Genomic DNA, 16,792 nt, shown 5'->3' with positions numbered 1-16,792 from the left:
CCAGACCATGCCGGCGCTGGTCTGCGTCGCGCGGATCGGCGCCGCGCATGGTGTGCGCGGTGCGGTCAAATTGTGGACCTTCACCGAAGATCCCTTTGCCATCAGGCGCTACGCCCCGCTTCTGTCCAAGGACGGCAAGCGCCAGTTCGAGGTCGCAACGGCGCGCGAGGCCAAGGATCATCTGGTCGCGACGTTCAAGGGCGTCACGACCCGCGATGAGGCCGAGCGCCTCAACGGCATCGAGCTCTATGTCGCGCGCGAACAGCTGCCCGCGACCGATGCGGACGAATATTACCACACCGATCTGATCGGGCTCGCCGCCGTCACCACGGACGGCGAGGCGCTCGGCCGCGTGCTCGCGATCCATAATTTCGGCGCCGGCGACATCATCGAGATTGCACCGCCCAAGGGCACGTCGCTGCTGCTGCCGTTCTCCAATGCGGTGGTGCCGGAGGTCGACATCGCCGGCGGCCGCGTCGTGATCGCGCTGCCGGAGGAAATCGCGGGCGATGATGTCTCTCCGGGTCGTCCCGGCGAAGGCCGGGACCCATAACCAAAGACGACAATTTTGGCTAAGCTGATCGCTCCAGTCATCGCAAAACAAGCTGCGGTGGGTATGGGTCCGGATCAGCGCTCGCCACGCTCGCTTGTCCGGGACGACGAGACATTTGGATACAATGACCAACCCCTCACCCTGGCGCGCGACGGTGCTGACGCTGTTTCCGGAGATGTTTCCGGGGCCGCTCGGCGTGAGCCTGGCCGGCCGCGCGCTGGCCTCCGGGCTCTGGCAGTTGGAATCGCGGGACATCCGGGCCTCCGCCACCGACCGGCATCGCAGCGTGGACGACACCCCGGCCGGTGGCGGCCCGGGCATGGTGCTACGGGCGGATGTTCTGGCCGCCGCCATCGACGCGGCGGAGATCGGCCAAGATTCTTCAAAAGAGCGGCCCCGCCTGCTGATGAGCCCGCGGGGTCGGCCATTGACCCAGGGCCGCGTGGTGGAGCTCGCCCAGGGTCCGGGCCCCCTGATCGTCTGTGGGCGGTTCGAGGGGGTGGACCAGCGGGTGATCGACGGGCGGGGCCTGGAGGAGGTCTCGATCGGCGATTACGTGCTGTCCGGGGGCGAAATCGCCGCGCTGGCGCTGATTGACGCCTGCGTCCGGCTGCTACCGGGGGTCATGGGCAAGGAGGCCTCGGGAACCGAGGAAAGCTTCTCCGACGGCCTGCTCGAATACCCCCAATATACCCGTCCGCAGCTGTTCGAGGGGGTCCCGATCCCGGAGATCCTGACCTCCGGCGACCACGCCAAGGTCGCGGCCTGGCGGCGGGCCGAATCCGAGGCCCTGACGGCGGCCCGGCGGCCGGATTTGTGGGCGCAAGTCCCCGCGAAGGCCCCGAATCGGGCCGGTCGCCAAAAAACGCCAAAAAACAAGACAGACGGGTGACAAACGCTCCGGCTTGTCTTATAGGAGCGGCCAAATCCGCAATGGCTGGATAGACGAATTTTGCGCAGCCCCCGTTTGAAAAGGCTGGGCGCGCCGATGGAGATTTACCCATGAACCTGATCAAGCAGCTCGAGCAAGAGCAATTCGACAAGCTGTCCGCCGGCAAGGACATCCCGGAATTCGGCCCCGGCGACACCGTGATCGTCAACGTGAAGGTCGTCGAAGGCGACCGCACCCGCGTGCAGGCCTATGAAGGCGTCTGCATCGGCCGTTCCGGCGGTGGCCTCAACGAGAGCTTCACCGTGCGCAAGATTTCGTACGGCGAGGGCGTCGAGCGCGTGTTCCCGGTGATGTCGCCGATGATCGACTCGATCAAGGTGGTGCGCCGCGGCAAGGTGCGTCGCGCCAAGCTGTATTACCTCCGCAACCTTCGCGGCAAGTCGGCCCGCATCGTCGAGAAGCAGGACCGCGCGACTGCCGTCGGCGAGTAAGCTTTCGCCCACCAGGCAAGTTTCGAAGAGCGCGGGGCCGAACGCCCCGCGCTTTTTTTGCTTTGCACGACCGTCATCGCGAGCGCAGCGAAGCGATCCAGACAGTCTCCGCGGATGCATTTCTGGATTGCTTCGCTGCGCTCGCAATGACGAACTTGAAGCACTCGCGCTTTTACCGCTGCATGCTATATAGCTTCTAGAATGTTTCCAGATTTGACCAGCCTCGCCCCCGTCAAGCGCATCGTCATCGACGATCGCTCGCGGCTGCCTGGCCGGTTCTTCGGACGCTTCGCGACCTCGGCAACGTCAGAGCTTACGCGCGCAGCCTAAAAGCTGCGCTGACGATTTTGTTGCCCCGCGCGCCACCCGCGCTCTTCGCTGACACACATTCCCGGAGCTTAAGCTCATGTCCAAGCCGACCACACTGTACGACAAGATCTGGAACGACCATCTGGTGCACGAAGCCGACGACGGCACCTGCCTGCTCTATATCGACCGCCATCTGGTGCACGAGGTGACCTCGCCGCAGGCGTTCGAAGGCCTGCGCACGACCGGGCGCAAGGTGCATGCGCCGGAAAAGACGCTCGCCGTCGTCGACCACAACGTGCCGACCACCGACCGCTCCAAGCCGAATCCCGATCCGGAGAGCATCGAGCAGATCAAGGCGCTGGCCGAGAACGCCAAGGAATTCGGCATCGAATATTACAACGAGTTCGACAAGCGCCAGGGCATCGTCCACGTCATCGGCCCCGAGCAGGGCTTTACCCTGCCCGGCACCACCATCGTCTGCGGTGACAGCCACACCTCGACGCATGGCGCGTTCGGCGCGCTCGCGCACGGCATCGGCACCTCCGAGGTCGAGCACGTGCTGGCGACGCAGACGCTGATCCAGAAGAAGGCCAAGAACATGCGCGTCACCGTCGACGGCAAATTGCCTGACGGCGTGACCGGCAAGGACATCATCCTCGCCATCATCGGCGAGATCGGCACCGCGGGCGGCACCGGCTACGTGCTGGAATACGCCGGCGACGCGATCCGCGCGCTCAGCATGGAAGGCCGCATGACGGTCTGCAACATGTCGATCGAGGGCGGCGCCCGCGCCGGCCTCGTCGCGCCCGACCAGAAGGCCTACGACTTCCTGCGCGACCGCCCCAAGGCGCCGAAGGGCGCGGCGTGGGACGCGGCGATGCGCTACTGGGAGAAGCTGCGCTCCGACGAAGGCGCGCATTTCGACCACGAGCTGCGCCTCGACGCAGCAAAGCTGCCGCCGATCGTGACCTGGGGCACGAGCCCGGAGGACGTCATCTCGGTGACCGGCATCGTGCCCGACCCCGACAAGATCGCGGACGAGGCCAAGCGTCTCTCCAAGCACCGCGCCTTGAAGTATATGGGCCTGACCGCGGGGACGAAGATCACCGACATCAAGCTCGATCGCGTCTTCATCGGCTCCTGCACCAACGGCCGCATCGAAGATCTGCGCGCCGCCGCCAAGATCGCGGAAGGCAAGCAGGTCTCCGCCAGCGTCAACGCCATGGTGGTGCCGGGCTCGGGCATCGTGAAGGAGCAGGCCGAGGCCGAGGGTCTGGACAAGATCTTCATCAAGGCCGGCTTCGAATGGCGCGAGCCGGGCTGCTCGATGTGCCTTGCCATGAACCCGGACAAGCTCAAGCCGGAAGAGCGCTGCGCCTCGACCTCGAACCGCAATTTCGAGGGCCGCCAGGGCTTCAAGGGCCGCACGCATCTGGTGTCGCCGGCGATGGCGGCCGCGGCCGCGATCGCGGGTCACTTCGTCGATGTCAGGGAGTGGCGGTAAGCTGCTCCCCGCAATTTGAGCTAAAGCGGCAAGCGGCTGTTAATCGCCAGCGCCGACACTGCGTCCTCGCGACGGCTTCGCGAGGACACGCCTCATGGCCAACAAGCCTGAATATGTCGATCTGATCAGCGAGGCGACGCGCCAGCACCGGCGGCGCGCGACACCGCTGCGCATCGTCGCCAAGCCCGAGGTCGAGGAGACCTCAAAGCTCAGCCGCTGGCCGCCGGCGATGTTCAGGCAGTGGAAGATCGAGAACCTGATGCGGTGGAAGTCCGCGTCGTGGAAGCTGAAGGATTGGCTGTGAACCAGACACGTCATTCCGGGGCGATGCAAAGCATCGAACTACGGTGCGCAGTTGCGCACCTGAGAATCTCGAGATTCCGGGTCTGGCGCTGACGCGCCATCCCGGAATGACTGCGCAAGAGGTGAATACGCGCTTCCCCTCTATAGCCCGGCATGACGCTCTACGAACTGCTCCCATCACCAATAACGGTACGGATAGTGCCAGCGGTGCCAATGGTGCCAGCGGCAGATGCGGCGCGGGCCTCGCCCGACTATGTCGAGATCTCGCAAGACCGAAAGGCAGGCGCACAAGCGACAGTGCTGTTGGTCAAAGGATTTGCGCCCGCCGGCTAGAGCAGCAACTCACCAGAACGGTCCATAGCCGAATACGAAAGGCGCGGGCACACCGTAAGGATAGGGACGGTAGTAGACGGGCCGCGCGTAATAGCGCGGATCATGGGGCGCAGAGTGCCGCGCAATGTCATGGTGCCGCGCGTGTCGTCGCGCATCAAACACCGCGATCCCCGCCGAGGCATCCGGCTTCGTCGTCCTCTGCATCGCGGAAGCGCGAGGCAAACCGGCGGCGAGCCCAACGATAACGGCCAATGCAATCCATCGCGTCATGACGACCTCCGCGCCTTGAGCATGCGGGCTTCACAAGGCCGTCTGCAAGTTAAAACAGGCCCGGCGGTGATGACCATGCCCGCGCCGATCATGACGGCGCCAATGGTGTTACGACACAAGGATTAGGGCCGAGCTCTGGAGCCTTGAGACTGAATAGGCTATGGATGAACGCGCCCCGGACGTGAATGCAGAGGGCACGCAACAAGTCCCTGAGTCTCTGCGCAACATTTCAGGCGCCACCAAAACCGGCCGTCAGCGACGAACGTATCTTCTGGTCAAGCGAATGCAGGAGATGGTTATGCCGAATTCCAGCGGATTGCGGATATCTCGCCTCGCGATCGCAGCGAGCCTTGCGCTCGGCGCGAGCTCGGCGATTGCCGCGCAGGGACCGGGCGTCGAGGCCGGCGCGGCGAGCCCGCTGACTCAGCTCGTGATGACGATCCTGGTCTATGGCGCGTCCGCAGCTGTCGTCGGCGCCGGCCTGATCGGCGCGCTCCGCGGGAATTGAGGGGGCGTCAGCCCCGGCGCCAGTAGCAGCTCATATGCGGCACGATCACCGTGCCGCTGGGCCGGTATTCCTGCACATAGGTTGCGTTGCACTCGCGGACCGCATCGGGACCGGGATTGTAGCGCGGATAGACGCCGTCCGGGCTGTAATAGGGCGTGACGCGCAGGCGCGGCTGGGGCCGCCTGCGCGGCGGCGGGGCGTCTGGCGATACGGCCTGGGCCAGCCGGATGTCGGGGCCCGCCGCCTGGGCTTGGGCCGGGGTTTGGGCGCCGACAAAAAAAGTCGAAAACAACCCCATGCACAGTAGAACCGGTACTGCTGTTCCCGCCCGCATCACACCACCACTGACCTGAGCCATCCCCTTGATGCGTCGTACGCTCCTCGTTTTCACGCGCGACGTCAACGCCGATCCTATAATGCGGGATGCAACGCCGCGGAACCCGCGCTAAGAGAAGTCCATGTGGACGGAATTGAAGGCCCCCTCGTTGGCCGAGATGGAAGCGGTGGCCCACGAATTGTTCGAGCGCCTGCCGGCGGAATTTCGCGGGCTGTGCGAGGGCGTGATCATCCGCGTCGACGACTTCCCGACCGAGGAGGTCCTGGACGAGATGGACTGCGAGAGCGAGTTCGACCTGCTCGGCCTGTTCCAGGGCGTCGGCCTGCCCCAGCAGAGCTTTGGCGACGTGGCGCGGCTGCCCAACATGGTCTGGCTCTACCGCCGGCCGATCCTGGATTACTGGGCCGAGCACGACGAAACCCTCGGCCATATCGTCCGCCACGTCCTGATCCACGAGATCGGCCACCATTTCGGCCTTTCGGACGACGATATGGCGGCGATTGAGGCTCAAGCAGACTAGATCTGCCGAATTCGGCCTAGGATTCGGCCCCCGATCGCGATAAATACCTGTTCCCCCTGAACCACCCGGGAAAGCGCAACCATGGACAAGTTCACTACGCTGGAAGGCGTCGCGGCGCCGCTGAAGATCATCAATGTCGACACCGACATGATCATTCCGAAGCAGTACCTCAAGACCATCAAGCGCACCGGCCTTGGCAAGGGGCTCTTCTCCGAGCAGCGCTACAAGGACGACGGCAGCGAGAATCCTGATTTCGTCCTCAACCAGCCGGCCTATCGCAATTCGAAGGTGCTGGTTGCCGGCGACAATTTCGGCTGCGGCTCGAGCCGCGAGCACGCGCCCTGGGCGCTGCTCGACTTCGGCATCCGCTGCGTGATCTCGACCTCGTTCGGCGACATCTTCTACAACAACTGCTTCAAGAACGGCATTCTGCCGATCCGCGTTGCCCAGGAAGACCTCGACAAGCTGTTCGACGACGCCGAGCGCGGCGCCAACGCGACGCTGACGATCGACCTGCCGAACCAGGAGATCCGCGGCCCCGACGGCGGCAAGGTCAAGTTCGAGATCGACCCGTTCCGCAAGCATTGCCTGATCAACGGCCTCGACGACATCGGTCTCACGATGGAGAAGAAGGCCTCGATCGACACCTATGAGGACAAGCTCAAGCGCGAACGCGCCTGGGCCTGAGCTCGATATCCGGTTCAAGCCCCGGTGCTGATAGCGCCGGGGCTTTTTCTTTGCCCTGATTATCTCGTATAGCTTCCGGCCATGCTGCCCGACATCGTCACCTTCTGGCACGGCCCGATGGACGCCCTGCGCCAGACCTGCCTGCGCTCGCAGCTTGCGGCCGGCCACAAGGTCACGGTCTACAGCTTTGACACCATTCCCGGCCTGCCTGCGGGCGTCGGCAATGCGGATGCCGAAGCGATCCTGCCGCATGCATTCTCCGAACGGCTGCGGCCGCCGCAGCCGGATGGAAGCTGGCGCGACTGGACCACGCTTCAGTTCAGCGACTTCTTCCGCATGAAGCTGATGGCGAAGAATCTCGGCCTCTGGCTCGATGCCGATGTGCTGCTGCTCAAGCCCGTCGAGATCGATCCAGCAAAGCCCTACTTCGCCTGGGAGCGGCCGCGCCAGCTCGGCAATTCCGTGATCTACCTGCCGCCCGAGCACGGCATCGTTGCCGCGTTCGAAGAGCTGATGGAGCAGGAGGAGCTGACGCCGAACTGGCTGTCAGTGCGCCATCGCATCACCTTCATGATGCGCCGCCTGCGCGGCGGCTCGAACCGCCTCTCCGACATCCGTGTCGCGATCTTCGGACCTGCGGCGCTGACTGCACTCGCGCGCCGCACCGGCGAACTGCAGAGTGCCCTGCCGAAGCAGTCGTTCTACGCCGTGCACGCCGAGCCAAAGCTGTTCTTCGACCCCTCGAGCTATCTCGGCCTCGTCACCGACCCCGAGATCATCGGCCTGCACATTTCACCCAAGGGCCGCGGCGGCGAAAAGCCGATTCCGTGCAGCCTGTATGCGTGGGCGACGGAGCGGTTTGGCTGAGAGCCGATTCTCCGCCGTCGTCCCGGCGAAAGCCGGGACCCATAACCGCAGGAAGCGGTTTGGCGAAGACCCTCCGTTACATTATTCAATGGCAACGCGCACCGCGCACCATCGATAGACCTCGCGGTATGGGTCCCGGCTTTCGCCGGGACGACGGCGGTGGTTGTTGCGATGCTGCGCCGCGTCCGGGGCACGAGATCGGATTTTGCCGTTGGATCCTGTTTGATCCAGCGCAACGCGCTTCTGCATCATTGTGCTTTATTCGGCTCCAATTCCACGACCCAAACGGAGCCTCGCATGAGCACCGCAAGCAGGCCGTATCCCATCGTTCAGGATCTCATCGACTCCTTTGCGAGCTGGCTGAAGCATCGCCGCGAGATGAACGAGATGCGGCAGCTCGATCGCGCCGATTTCGACCGGATCGCGAGCGATCTGAGGATCGCACCCGACGATCTCGAAGAGCTGGTCCGTCATGGCAAGCACGCCGCCGACGAGCTGCCGAAGATGCTGGAGCAGCTCGGCATCAACGCCGAAGGGCTCGGCCGGGCACAGCCGCTGCTGCTGCGCGACATGGAGCGGGTCTGCTCGCTCTGCGGTCACAAGGGACAGTGCGACCGCGATCTCGCCGACGGCACCGCCGCGGAGAACTATCACGGCTACTGCGCCAATGCCGCGACGCTGGAATCGCTCGACCGCGCCGATCTCGCGCCGCGCTGACGCGGCGCGGATTGCGACGAAAACTATCCGTTCAACATCGATAGAGCCGTGCGCGCGAGATCGGTTGGTCGCTCCACCAATTGGTCCGCGCCGGCCGCCTCCAGCTCATCCCGGCTGCCATATCCCCAGAGCACGCCAAGCCCGCGCATCGTGACCGCATGAGCGCCGACGATGTCGTGGCGGCGATCGCCGATCATGAGGCTGTGCGAGGCGGCGATACCGTATTCAGACAGGATATGGGCGAGTAACTCAGGCTTATGATCGAGCGTGCCACCCGGCACCGAGCCGTGGATGCCGTCGAAATACACCGCCAAATTCAGGTTCTCCAGGATCCGGCGCGCGAAGACTTCGCGCTTCGACGTGGCGAGGTAGATCCTCAATCCGGCTTGCCGCAGTTCCTGGAGCGCTCCGCCGATCCCAGGATAGGGCTCGCTTCCGAGCAAGCCGCTTTCCCCGTAGTGCTGGCGGTAGGCGACGACGGCTTCATCGATTCGGTCGTCGCCATATGCCTGCAGCAGCGTCCGCAAGATTTCTTCGAGTGGTGGACCAATCGCTATGTCAGGTGCCTTGGCTGGATCGTGCCCGAGCACACGCAATGCGGCTGTGCAGCTTGCGACAATGCCCGGCTGCGAATCGACCAGCGTACCGTCGAGATCCAGAAAGACGGAACGGGCCGGGGACACACCTCAGCCCTTCCCCATCGCCGCAATCGCGTCCGCAATCTCGATCGTGCGCCGCGCCATGTCGGCGTGCAGGCGCTCCACCATCGCGCCATCGAGACGGATCGCGCCGCGCGAGACGTTCTCCGGCAATTCGAACGCCGCGATGATTTTTCGCGCGCGCGCGACTTCCTCTTCCGGCGGCGTGAAGATCGCGTTGCAGGCTTCGATCTGCGAGGGATGGATCAGCGTCTTGCCGTCGAAGCCGAGGTCGCGGCCCTGCGCGCATTCGGTGGCAAAGCCGTCGGAATTGTTGATGTCGCTGTAGGGGCCGTCGAGGATTTCGAGGCCGTGGGCGCGCGTCGCCAGGATGCAGTGGGTGATCATCGGGATCATTGCGGCGCGGCCGGGCAGCATCCGGATTCGCGTCTCGCGCGAGATGTCGTTGGGGCCGAAGACGAAGCCCGAGAGACGCGTCTTCGGATCGCGGCCGGCGGTCGCCAGCTCCTCGGCATGCAGCACCGCGCGCGCGGTCTCGATCATGGCCCAGACCTTCACGGTCGGTGCGGCGCCGAGCTCGGCGAGGTGATGGCCGATGGTCTGGAGATCTTCGACGCTTGAAACTTTTGGAACCAGAATGCCGTCAGGCGATGCCTTGGCCGCCATCGCGACGTCATCCGCCCACCAGGGCGTGTCGAGACCATTGGTCCGGATCAGGACCTCGCGCTTGCCAAACCCCTTGGCCGCGATCGCGGCGGCGATTCCATCGCGCGCAACCGCCTTGGCGTCGGGGGCGACGGAATCCTCGAGATCGAGGATCAGTCCGTCGGCGGCCAGATTCTGCGCCTTTTCCAGCGCGCGGGGGTTGGAGCCGGGCATGAATAGATGGCTGCGGCGCGGGCGGGTCATGCGAATGGTCCTTCCGGTTTCCTCGTAGCTCTTCTGACCTGAGCCGATAGCACCTGGCATGCCTATTCGAAAGGCTTGTTCGCCCCTGCGGTCTATGATTAGGCATAGGCCATGATCACATTCCCAGAGCATTTGCTGGAAGGCTACAGGGCCTTCGCCACCCAGCGGCTGCCGACCGAGCAGACCCGCTATCGCGAGCTGTCGGTGAAGGGGCAGTCGCCGGAAGTGATGGTGATCGGCTGCTGCGACAGCCGCGTCTCGCCAGAGGTGATCTTCGACGTCGGCCCGGGCGAATTGTTCGTCGTCCGCAACATCGCAAATCTGGTGCCGGTGTATCAGCCCGACGGCAACGCGCATGGCGTCTCGGCGGCGCTGGAATATGCGGTGAAGGTGCTGAAGGTGAAGCACATCGTGGTGCTCGGGCACGCGCAATGCGGCGGCATCCGCGCCTTCGTCGACAAGATCGAGCCGCTCACCCCCGGTGACTTCATCGGCAAATGGATGCAGATGTTCATCAAGCCGGGCGAGGTGGTCGAGCAGCGCGACCGCGAGACCATGGCGCAGTTCGTCGAGCGCATCGAGAAGGCCGCGGTGTTCCGCAGCCTGGAAAACCTGATGACCTTCCCGTTCGTGCAGAAGGCGGTCGATGCCGGCCAGATGCAGACCCACGGCGCCTATTTCGGCGTCGCGGAGGGATCGCTGTTCGTGCTGGACAAGGTCGCGAAGGAATTCCGCAGCGTCAAGGACGCGGCGTGAAGTCGTGATTCGTAGGGTGGGTTAGCGAAGCGTAACCCACCACTTCTGTCACCGCGGAAACTAGCGAGGTGGGTTACGCCTTCGGCTAACCCACCCTACGGCACTACGCGAGCTTCGTTACGCCGCCTTCTTCTTCGCGCTGATCAGCTTGCGGTTGATCAGCACTTCCGCGATCTGGATCGCGTTGAGGGCTGCGCCCTTGCGAAGGTTATCGGACACGCACCACAGCACGAGGCCGTTCTCCACCGTGGCGTCCTCGCGGATGCGGCTGATATAGGTGGCATCCTCGCCGGCCGCTTCATAGGGCGTGGCGTAGCCGCCGGGCTCATGCTTGTCGATGACGAGGCAGCCTGGCGCCGTGCGCAGGATGTTGCGCGCTTCGTCGGCGCTGATCGGATTCTCGAACTCGATGTTGACGGCCTCGGAGTGGCCGACGAAGACAGGCACGCGCACGCAGGTCGCGGAGAGCTTGATCTTGGGATCAAGAATCTTCTTGGTCTCCATCATCATCTTCCACTCTTCCTTGGTGTAGCCGTCCTCCATGAAGACGTCGATCTGGGGGATGATGTTGAAGGCGATGCGCGCGGGAAACTTCTTATTGACGATCTCGCTGTTGGTGTAGACGGCCTTGGTCTGCGAGAACAATTCGTCCATCGCGTCCTTGCCGGCGCCCGACACCGATTGATAGGTCGAGACCACGACGCGCTTGATCGTCGCCTTGTCGTGCAGCGGCTTCAGCGCGACCACGAGCTGCGCCGTCGAGCAGTTCGGGTTGGCGATGATGTTCTTCGCCTTGAAGCCCGCGGTCGCATCCGCGTTCACCTCGGGCACGATCAGCGGCACGTCCGGGTCCATGCGCCAGGCCGAGGAGTTGTCGATCACGACCGTGCCGGCAGCGCCGATCTTCGGCGACCATTCCTTCGACACCGAGCCGCCCGCCGACATCAGGCAGATGTCGACGTCGGAGAAGTCGTAATGCTCGAGCGCTTTGACCTTCAGGGTGCGGTCGCCATAGGAGACCTCGACGCCGACGCTGCGGCGTGACGCGAGGGCCACGACCTCGTCCGCGGGGAATTTGCGCTCATCGAGGATGTTGAGCATTTCCCGTCCGACATTGCCGGTCGCGCCGACGACTGCGACTTTGTAACCCATCGTTCACTCTCCGATGAAAAAGCCCGTTCCTGAAGCTGACGCTTAAACAGGAAGAGCAGCGCTTCTATGCGAGAACCGGCCTCAAGACAACGTTGGACCATGCCCGAAGGCCATGGATGCACTCGCCTGAGGCCAGCACGGCCGCAACTCCCACCCAGATCCATCTGGCGCTCGCCAATCTCGCCGACGAGGTCGTCGGCACGCTGGCGCGCCTGTTCGCCTATGTGGGGACGCTGGCCCTGTTTGCCATCCTTGGCCTTGCGGCATTGGCTCAGCTCCCGAGCCTGCGCGACGACGCGCCGGCGCTGAAACCGGGCTGGAGCGTGGCCGACCGCTCGCATCCCGCCTTCGCGATCAGCCGGCTCGATTCATCAGAGAAAACAGCCTCTTATACCATCCTCCGGCATCCCGAAGGCGGTCGCAGGGACGTGATGCGCTGGACTGGCGAGGCGGACCGGCCCGTCGCCGAGCTCGATATTTACCGGGAAGGCGGCGAATTCGACGTGACGCGCCCGGCGACCGCAGACCTGGCCGTTCAGATGGGCCTCGACGCGGCCGCCCCGCTCGAGCAGGCCGGCCTGATCGACACGAAATTCGGCCCGGTCGCCCTGTTCCGGCCGACCGGCACGGCGCAGGCGTGCCTTGGCTATCTCAAGCGCAGCGAGGAGCCGGCGCTCCAGATCTCCGGCTTCTCCTGCCAGGGCGATACGCTGCCCGCCCAGCGCGCGGCCATCGCCTGCACGCTGAACCGGCTGACGCTGCTCACCTCGGGTAACGAGCCGAAGCTGGCGGAATTGTTCGCCCGCGCCGAGCTCAAGCGCAGGGGTTGCGCCCCCCAGGGCGCGCCGGACTGGCTGCTGGGCGCCGCGAACGCGCAATTGCGCGGAGCGCTTTGACCGGCATCAAGCTCAAGTGGCTGGTATTCATGCAACTTTTGCCGGCGCGTACGATTATTCCGCCCTGGTGTGACCCAATAGACCTAGTTGCGGCCACCCCGACCGGGCTAGTATGGGTCGAAATCGACTGGCGGCTTGCCGCCTGAAGGGGACGTGATGAGCTCGAAATTTTCTGCCGCGAACAAATTGGCGACATTGCTTGCGGCGGGCGCCGCGATTGCCATGGTCTTCGCGGCGCCGGCCTCGGCCGACACCAAGATCAAGCGCTATGACGAGCGCGGCCGGCCCTATTACGGCCCGAGCGGCCCCAACGCGGTCTATCAGCAGGGACGCACCCGCATCTATGTGAGCAAGCGCTCCTGGCTCGACGGCGGCACCGAGGTCAACCCGGGCGATCGCAAGTTCACCGACTACGCCTTCCCGCCGGCCGTCGGCTATCCGTCCTTCGCCCGCGAAAACCTCAACCGCCCGATCGATCGCCAGCCGCTGTCCCCGCCGGCCGATGTCGGCGGCTATCCGCAGAATTTCCCGCTGTACTGAGGCGGACGCAGGCACCGAATCAAAATGGCCGGGCTCGCGCCCGGCCATTTTTGTTTGTGTTGTCATTCCGGGGCGGCTCGGAGAGCCGAACCCGGAATCTCGAGATTCCGGGTTCGATGCTGCGCATCGCCCCGGAATGACGGCATCAGCCTTACGCGTGCAGCTTCTGCAATTCCTTCAGGATCGCTTCGCCCATCTGCGTGGTCGAGGCGGCCGTGGTGCCTTCCGACTTGATGTCGGCGGTGCGCAGGCCGCTGGCCAGCACCGCGGCGATCGCGGCATCGACCTTGTCGGCGAGCGCGCCCATGTCGAAGGAGTAGCGCAGCGCCATGCCGAAGGACGAGATCATCGCGATCGGATTGGCGAGGCCCTTGCCGGCGATGTCGGGCGCCGAACCGTGCACCGGCTCGTACAACGCCTTGCGCTTCTTGCTCTTCACGTCGACCTCGCCGAGCGAGGCCGAGGGCAGCATGCCGAGCGAGCCGGTCAGCATCGCCGCGATGTCGGACAGCATGTCGCCGAACAGATTGTCCGTGACGATGACGTCGAACTGCTTCGGCCACTTCACCAGCATCATGCCGCCGGAATCGGCGAGCTGATGCTCGAGCGTGACATCAGGGTATTCGCGCTTGTGGACCTGGGTCACGACCTCGTTCCAGAGCACGCCCGACTTCATGACGTTGCGCTTCTCCATCGACGTCACCTTGTTCTTGCGCTTCTTCGCAAGGTCGAAGGCGACGCGGGCGATGCGCTCGATCTCATAGGTGTCGTAGACCTGGGTATCGATGGCGCGCTTCTGGCCGTTGCCGAGATCGGTGATGGTCTTGGGCTCGCCGAAATAGACGCCGCCGGTGAGCTCGCGCACGATGACGATGTCGAGGCCTTCGACCGCCTCGCGCTTCAGGCTGGAGGCATCGGCCAGCGCCGGGTAGCACACCGCGGGGCGGAGGTTGGCGAACAGGCCGAGATCCTTGCGCAGGCGCAGCAGGCCGGCTTCGGGGCGCACCTCGTAAGGAACGGCGTCCCACTTGGGACCACCGACCGCGCCGAAGATGATGGCGTCGGCGGCCATCGCCTTGGCCATGTCGCCCTCGGAGATCGACACCTTGTGGGCGTCATAGGCGGAGCCGCCGACGAGGCCGGTATCGGTCTCGAATTTGGCGATGCCGGCCGAATTGAGCCAGTCGATCAGCCGCTTCACCTCGCCCATCACCTCGGGGCCGATACCGTCGCCGGGAAGCAGCAGCAGTTTGTGGGTCGCCATGGTCAGATCCTTCTCAATCCTCTCTCGTCATTCCGGGGCGCGAGCAAAGCGAGCGAGCCCGGAATCCATCAGGCCACGCAACGAGTGGTGGAATGGATTCCGGGCTCGCGCCAAGAGGCGCGCCCCGGAATGACGGCCGGCCGGAGTGCTAGAGCGGCGTTGCGCGCTTGGCAAGACACCATTGCCGCGCTGCGGCTGTGCAAGGCCGGCAGGGCCTGCCACACTGCGGGACGCCGGAGTACCCCTTTGCACGCCCCTGATCGTCCCCCGCCCGACGCGCACCCCGCGCGGCTGATCCTGACCTTGTCGCTGGCGGCGACGGTCGGGCTCGGCATCGGCCGCTTTGCCTATGCGCTGGTGCTGCCGGACATGCGGGAGGACCTCGGCTGGTCCTACTCGGCGGCCGGTTTCATGAACACCATCAACGCCGTCGGCTACCTCGTGGGCGCGCTGGTCGCGTCCCGGCTGATCCAGCGCGTCGGCTGGTCGGCCGCGATCCGCTTGGGAACCCTGGCCTGCGTCGCCGCGCTCGCCACCTGCGCGCTGACGGGGAATTTCGTGGCGCTGAGCCTGGCACGCCTGGTGCTGGGCCTGGGTGCGGCGGCCGGCTTCGTCGCCGGTGGCGCCCTGGCCGCTTCGATTGCGCAGTCGCGCCCGGAGCGGGCGAATTTCCTGCTCAGCCTGTTCTATGCCGGCCCCGGGATCGGCATTCTCGCCTCGGGGCTGATCGCCCCGTTCACGCTCCAGCATTTCGGGCCGGGCTCGTGGTGGCTGGTATGGTGGGCGCTGACGCTGCTCTCGGCCGCGATGACCGTGCCTCTGTTCCTGATCCGCATCGAGAGCCGAGCGCGTTTCACGGAAGGCAGCCACGCCGCCTTCGCCATTCTCCCCGTGCTGATCTATCTCGCCGGCTACTTCCTGTTCGGCGCCGGCTACATCGCCTACATGACTTTCATGATCGCCTATGTGCGCGACGGCGGCGGTGGTGCCGCGGCGCAGGCCGCGTTCTGGAGCCTGATCGGTCTCAGTGCCTTCGTCACGCCGTGGGTCTGGCGCGGCGTCCTCGCGCTGGATCGCGGCGGGCTTGCCACCGCCATCATCCTCGGCACCAACGCGCTCGGCGCGGGCCTGCCGATGCTGGGACATTCGACCGCATGGCTGGCGACCTCGGCGGTCGTGTTCGGCGTCGCCTTCTTTGCCGTGGTCGGCTCGACCACGGCCTTCGTCCGCTTCAATTATCCGCCCGAGGTTTGGCCGACCGCGATCGCGGCGATGACGATCTCGTTCGGCGTCGGCCAGACGCTGGGCCCGATCGTGGTCGGCGCGATCACCGATGCGCTGGGCAGCCTGAGTTATGCGCTGAACGTCTCGGCGGCGCTGCTGGCGCTCGGCGCGGTGGCGGCGCTGTGCCAGCGGAAGGTGGGGCCTTCATAGCCGTCATTCCGGGGCGCGCGTAGCGCGAACCCGGAATCCGGAGATTATGGCATGAGATTCCGGGTTCTCGCTTCGCGAGCCCCGGAATGACTGCCTCAATCAGCTCCCGCTGAACGAATTATACCCCTGGTCTTCCCAATAGCCGCCCTTGTAGTCGTTGGTGACTTCCATCGAGACCACGTATTTCGGGTTCTTGAAGCCGAGCTTGGTCGGCACGCGGATCTTCATTGGGAAACCATAAGCGCGCGGCAGGATCTCGCCCGCGTATTTGAACGTCATCTGGGTCTGCGGATGCAGCGCGCTGCGCATGTCCAGAGGCGAGTTGTAGCCGTCCTTGTCGGCGCACTGGAACCAGACATATTTGGCGCGCGTGTCGGCGCCGATCAGCTTGAGGAAATCGCGCAGCGGCGTGCCGGTCCAGCTGCCGATCGCGCTCCAGCCCTCGACGCAGATGTGACGCGTGATCTGCGTGACCTGCGGCAAATGATAGAGCTCGTCCAGCGTCCAGGACTTCTTGTTGTCGACGAGGCCGCGCACTTCGAGCTTCCAGTCCGCGGCCGAAACCTCCGGCGCATCGTCGAGATCGTAATAGGCGTTGAACGGAAACGGCTTCGTGATGGCGCTCTCGGGGAAGGTCGGCGCCAGCGCGTCGGGATTGAAGATGAAATCCTGCACGGCGTCGTTGAACTTCGAGACGCTCTTCAGCATCTCCTCGGCGGAGGACGAGTCGATCACGTCGCAGCCGGTGAGCAGCGTCAGCGCGCCGAGGCTGGCGCCGCCCGCGATGAAGCGGCGGCGGGTGACATCAGGCATCGTCTTGATCGAGTCCTTGATCAGCAGCCGCTTGTCGACGCCGGGGATCAGGAAAGAGCGCTTGGCCATGACGGTTCT

The 16,792-nt window shown here is 64.8% G+C and carries 21 protein-coding genes; 14 read left to right on the top strand and 7 right to left on the bottom strand.

Annotation, left to right across the window (positions count from 1 at the left end):
- Positions 1 to 7: 7 nt before the first annotated feature.
- From rimM to BM118_RS28335, 5 genes are all read left to right on the top strand, one after another.
- A complete protein-coding gene (rimM, locus tag BM118_RS28355; protein WP_092189511.1) occupies positions 8 to 553 on the top strand; it encodes a ribosome maturation factor RimM in 546 nt (181 codons plus the stop codon).
- A 124-nt stretch (positions 554 to 677) separates the two neighbouring features.
- Complete coding sequence (gene trmD / locus BM118_RS28350) at positions 678 to 1,445, top strand: tRNA (guanosine(37)-N1)-methyltransferase TrmD (protein ID WP_092189508.1); 768 nt, start codon at positions 678 to 680, stop codon at positions 1,443 to 1,445.
- Between the two features lie 110 nt (positions 1,446 to 1,555).
- Positions 1,556 to 1,936 (top strand): 50S ribosomal protein L19, encoded by a 381-nt coding sequence (rplS, locus tag BM118_RS28345; RefSeq protein ID WP_092189506.1) that lies wholly within the window; start codon positions 1,556 to 1,558, stop codon positions 1,934 to 1,936.
- A gap of 406 nt (positions 1,937 to 2,342) precedes the next feature.
- Positions 2,343 to 3,749, top strand: coding sequence for a 3-isopropylmalate dehydratase large subunit (gene leuC / locus BM118_RS28340; protein ID WP_092189504.1), 1,407 nt, complete (start codon positions 2,343 to 2,345; stop codon positions 3,747 to 3,749).
- A 94-nt stretch (positions 3,750 to 3,843) separates the two neighbouring features.
- Positions 3,844 to 4,053 (top strand): hypothetical protein, encoded by a 210-nt coding sequence (locus BM118_RS28335; RefSeq protein WP_008133068.1) that lies wholly within the window; start codon positions 3,844 to 3,846, stop codon positions 4,051 to 4,053.
- 341 nt (positions 4,054 to 4,394) lie between these two features.
- Here the strand turns inward: BM118_RS28335 and BM118_RS28325 are convergent, their stop codons facing one another.
- The gene (locus BM118_RS28325) at positions 4,395 to 4,655 is read right to left on the bottom strand and encodes a hypothetical protein (RefSeq protein WP_092189502.1); all 261 of its coding nucleotides are present in this window, start codon (positions 4,653 to 4,655) and stop codon (positions 4,395 to 4,397) included.
- 298 nt (positions 4,656 to 4,953) lie between these two features.
- On the opposite strand from BM118_RS28325, the gene BM118_RS41760 reads away from it, so the two are divergent.
- Positions 4,954 to 5,163: a hypothetical protein gene (locus BM118_RS41760; RefSeq protein ID WP_167771613.1), complete on the top strand. Its 210-nt coding sequence runs from the start codon at positions 4,954 to 4,956 to the stop codon at positions 5,161 to 5,163.
- A gap of 7 nt (positions 5,164 to 5,170) precedes the next feature.
- Here BM118_RS41760 and BM118_RS28315 read toward each other — a convergent pair whose 3' ends face one another.
- On the bottom strand, positions 5,171 to 5,461 hold the full coding sequence (locus BM118_RS28315) for a hypothetical protein (protein WP_177234787.1): 291 nt from the start codon (positions 5,459 to 5,461) through the stop codon (positions 5,171 to 5,173).
- Between the two features lie 160 nt (positions 5,462 to 5,621).
- Here BM118_RS28315 and BM118_RS28310 point away from each other — a divergent pair, with 160 nt between their 5' ends.
- From BM118_RS28310 to BM118_RS28295, 4 genes are all read left to right on the top strand, one after another.
- On the top strand, positions 5,622 to 6,020 hold the full coding sequence (locus BM118_RS28310) for a metallopeptidase family protein (protein ID WP_092189497.1): 399 nt from the start codon (positions 5,622 to 5,624) through the stop codon (positions 6,018 to 6,020).
- Between the two features lie 81 nt (positions 6,021 to 6,101).
- Positions 6,102 to 6,707, top strand: a complete 606-nt coding sequence (gene leuD / locus BM118_RS28305) for a 3-isopropylmalate dehydratase small subunit (protein ID WP_092189495.1) — start codon at positions 6,102 to 6,104, stop codon at positions 6,705 to 6,707.
- 81 nt (positions 6,708 to 6,788) lie between these two features.
- Complete coding sequence (locus tag BM118_RS28300; protein WP_092189493.1) at positions 6,789 to 7,574, top strand: glycosyltransferase family 32 protein; 786 nt, start codon at positions 6,789 to 6,791, stop codon at positions 7,572 to 7,574.
- 297 nt (positions 7,575 to 7,871) lie between these two features.
- Positions 7,872 to 8,291, top strand: a complete 420-nt coding sequence (locus BM118_RS28295; RefSeq protein ID WP_092189491.1) for a DUF6455 family protein — start codon at positions 7,872 to 7,874, stop codon at positions 8,289 to 8,291.
- Positions 8,292 to 8,314: 23 nt separating this feature from the next.
- Here BM118_RS28295 and BM118_RS28290 read toward each other — a convergent pair whose 3' ends face one another.
- Positions 8,315 to 8,974, bottom strand: a complete 660-nt coding sequence (locus BM118_RS28290) for an HAD family hydrolase (RefSeq protein WP_092189489.1) — start codon at positions 8,972 to 8,974, stop codon at positions 8,315 to 8,317.
- Positions 8,975 to 8,977: 3 nt separating this feature from the next.
- On the bottom strand, positions 8,978 to 9,859 hold the full coding sequence (locus tag BM118_RS28285; RefSeq protein ID WP_092189487.1) for an HpcH/HpaI aldolase/citrate lyase family protein: 882 nt from the start codon (positions 9,857 to 9,859) through the stop codon (positions 8,978 to 8,980).
- A gap of 111 nt (positions 9,860 to 9,970) precedes the next feature.
- On the opposite strand from BM118_RS28285, the gene BM118_RS28280 reads away from it, so the two are divergent.
- Positions 9,971 to 10,615: a carbonic anhydrase gene (locus tag BM118_RS28280; protein WP_092189485.1), complete on the top strand. Its 645-nt coding sequence runs from the start codon at positions 9,971 to 9,973 to the stop codon at positions 10,613 to 10,615.
- A gap of 117 nt (positions 10,616 to 10,732) precedes the next feature.
- On the opposite strand, the gene BM118_RS28275 is transcribed toward BM118_RS28280, so the two are convergent.
- A complete protein-coding gene (locus BM118_RS28275; RefSeq protein WP_092189483.1) occupies positions 10,733 to 11,767 on the bottom strand; it encodes an aspartate-semialdehyde dehydrogenase in 1,035 nt (344 codons plus the stop codon).
- 116 nt (positions 11,768 to 11,883) lie between these two features.
- Here BM118_RS28275 and BM118_RS28270 point away from each other — a divergent pair, with 116 nt between their 5' ends.
- Positions 11,884 to 12,663 (top strand): hypothetical protein, encoded by a 780-nt coding sequence (locus BM118_RS28270; protein ID WP_092189481.1) that lies wholly within the window; start codon positions 11,884 to 11,886, stop codon positions 12,661 to 12,663.
- A gap of 156 nt (positions 12,664 to 12,819) precedes the next feature.
- Positions 12,820 to 13,203 (top strand): hypothetical protein, encoded by a 384-nt coding sequence (locus BM118_RS28265; RefSeq protein ID WP_092189479.1) that lies wholly within the window; start codon positions 12,820 to 12,822, stop codon positions 13,201 to 13,203.
- 151 nt (positions 13,204 to 13,354) lie between these two features.
- Here BM118_RS28265 and leuB read toward each other — a convergent pair whose 3' ends face one another.
- Positions 13,355 to 14,467 (bottom strand): 3-isopropylmalate dehydrogenase, encoded by a 1,113-nt coding sequence (gene leuB, locus BM118_RS28260; protein ID WP_092189477.1) that lies wholly within the window; start codon positions 14,465 to 14,467, stop codon positions 13,355 to 13,357.
- Positions 14,468 to 14,713: 246 nt separating this feature from the next.
- Between leuB and BM118_RS28255 the strand changes: the two genes are divergently transcribed.
- Positions 14,714 to 15,901 (top strand): YbfB/YjiJ family MFS transporter, encoded by a 1,188-nt coding sequence (locus tag BM118_RS28255; protein WP_177234764.1) that lies wholly within the window; start codon positions 14,714 to 14,716, stop codon positions 15,899 to 15,901.
- Positions 15,902 to 16,000: 99 nt separating this feature from the next.
- Here BM118_RS28255 and BM118_RS28250 read toward each other — a convergent pair whose 3' ends face one another.
- A complete protein-coding gene (locus tag BM118_RS28250; protein ID WP_092189475.1) occupies positions 16,001 to 16,783 on the bottom strand; it encodes a molybdopterin-binding protein in 783 nt (260 codons plus the stop codon).
- Between the last annotated feature and the right edge of the window lie 9 nt (positions 16,784 to 16,792).

This window comes from Bradyrhizobium sp. cf659 (genome assembly GCF_900113725.1).
Taxonomy (GTDB): domain Bacteria; phylum Pseudomonadota; class Alphaproteobacteria; order Rhizobiales; family Xanthobacteraceae; genus Bradyrhizobium.
This window is presented reverse-complemented; position numbering and strand designations above follow the sequence as displayed.

Bases quoted from the DNA above. Each gene is read 5' to 3' on its own strand.
- rimM (WP_092189511.1), top strand. From the start codon at position 8: ATGCCGGCGCTGGTCTGCGTCGCGCGGATCGGCGCCGCGCATGGTGTG.
- trmD (WP_092189508.1), top strand. From the start codon at position 678: ATGACCAACCCCTCACCCTGGCGCGCGACGGTGCTGACGCTGTTTCCG.
- rplS (WP_092189506.1), top strand. From the start codon at position 1,556: ATGAACCTGATCAAGCAGCTCGAGCAAGAGCAATTCGACAAGCTGTCC.
- leuC (WP_092189504.1), top strand. From the start codon at position 2,343: ATGTCCAAGCCGACCACACTGTACGACAAGATCTGGAACGACCATCTG.
- BM118_RS28335 (WP_008133068.1), top strand. From the start codon at position 3,844: ATGGCCAACAAGCCTGAATATGTCGATCTGATCAGCGAGGCGACGCGC.
- BM118_RS28325 (WP_092189502.1), bottom strand. From the start codon at position 4,655: ATGACGCGATGGATTGCATTGGCCGTTATCGTTGGGCTCGCCGCCGGT.
- BM118_RS41760 (WP_167771613.1), top strand. From the start codon at position 4,954: ATGCCGAATTCCAGCGGATTGCGGATATCTCGCCTCGCGATCGCAGCG.
- BM118_RS28315 (WP_177234787.1), bottom strand. From the start codon at position 5,461: ATGGGGTTGTTTTCGACTTTTTTTGTCGGCGCCCAAACCCCGGCCCAA.
- BM118_RS28310 (WP_092189497.1), top strand. From the start codon at position 5,622: ATGTGGACGGAATTGAAGGCCCCCTCGTTGGCCGAGATGGAAGCGGTG.
- leuD (WP_092189495.1), top strand. From the start codon at position 6,102: ATGGACAAGTTCACTACGCTGGAAGGCGTCGCGGCGCCGCTGAAGATC.
- BM118_RS28300 (WP_092189493.1), top strand. From the start codon at position 6,789: ATGCTGCCCGACATCGTCACCTTCTGGCACGGCCCGATGGACGCCCTG.
- BM118_RS28295 (WP_092189491.1), top strand. From the start codon at position 7,872: ATGAGCACCGCAAGCAGGCCGTATCCCATCGTTCAGGATCTCATCGAC.
- BM118_RS28285 (WP_092189487.1), bottom strand. From the start codon at position 9,859: ATGACCCGCCCGCGCCGCAGCCATCTATTCATGCCCGGCTCCAACCCC.
- BM118_RS28280 (WP_092189485.1), top strand. From the start codon at position 9,971: ATGATCACATTCCCAGAGCATTTGCTGGAAGGCTACAGGGCCTTCGCC.
- BM118_RS28275 (WP_092189483.1), bottom strand. From the start codon at position 11,767: ATGGGTTACAAAGTCGCAGTCGTCGGCGCGACCGGCAATGTCGGACGG.
- BM118_RS28270 (WP_092189481.1), top strand. From the start codon at position 11,884: ATGCACTCGCCTGAGGCCAGCACGGCCGCAACTCCCACCCAGATCCAT.
- BM118_RS28265 (WP_092189479.1), top strand. From the start codon at position 12,820: ATGAGCTCGAAATTTTCTGCCGCGAACAAATTGGCGACATTGCTTGCG.
- leuB (WP_092189477.1), bottom strand. From the start codon at position 14,467: ATGGCGACCCACAAACTGCTGCTGCTTCCCGGCGACGGTATCGGCCCC.
- BM118_RS28250 (WP_092189475.1), bottom strand. From the start codon at position 16,783: ATGGCCAAGCGCTCTTTCCTGATCCCCGGCGTCGACAAGCGGCTGCTG.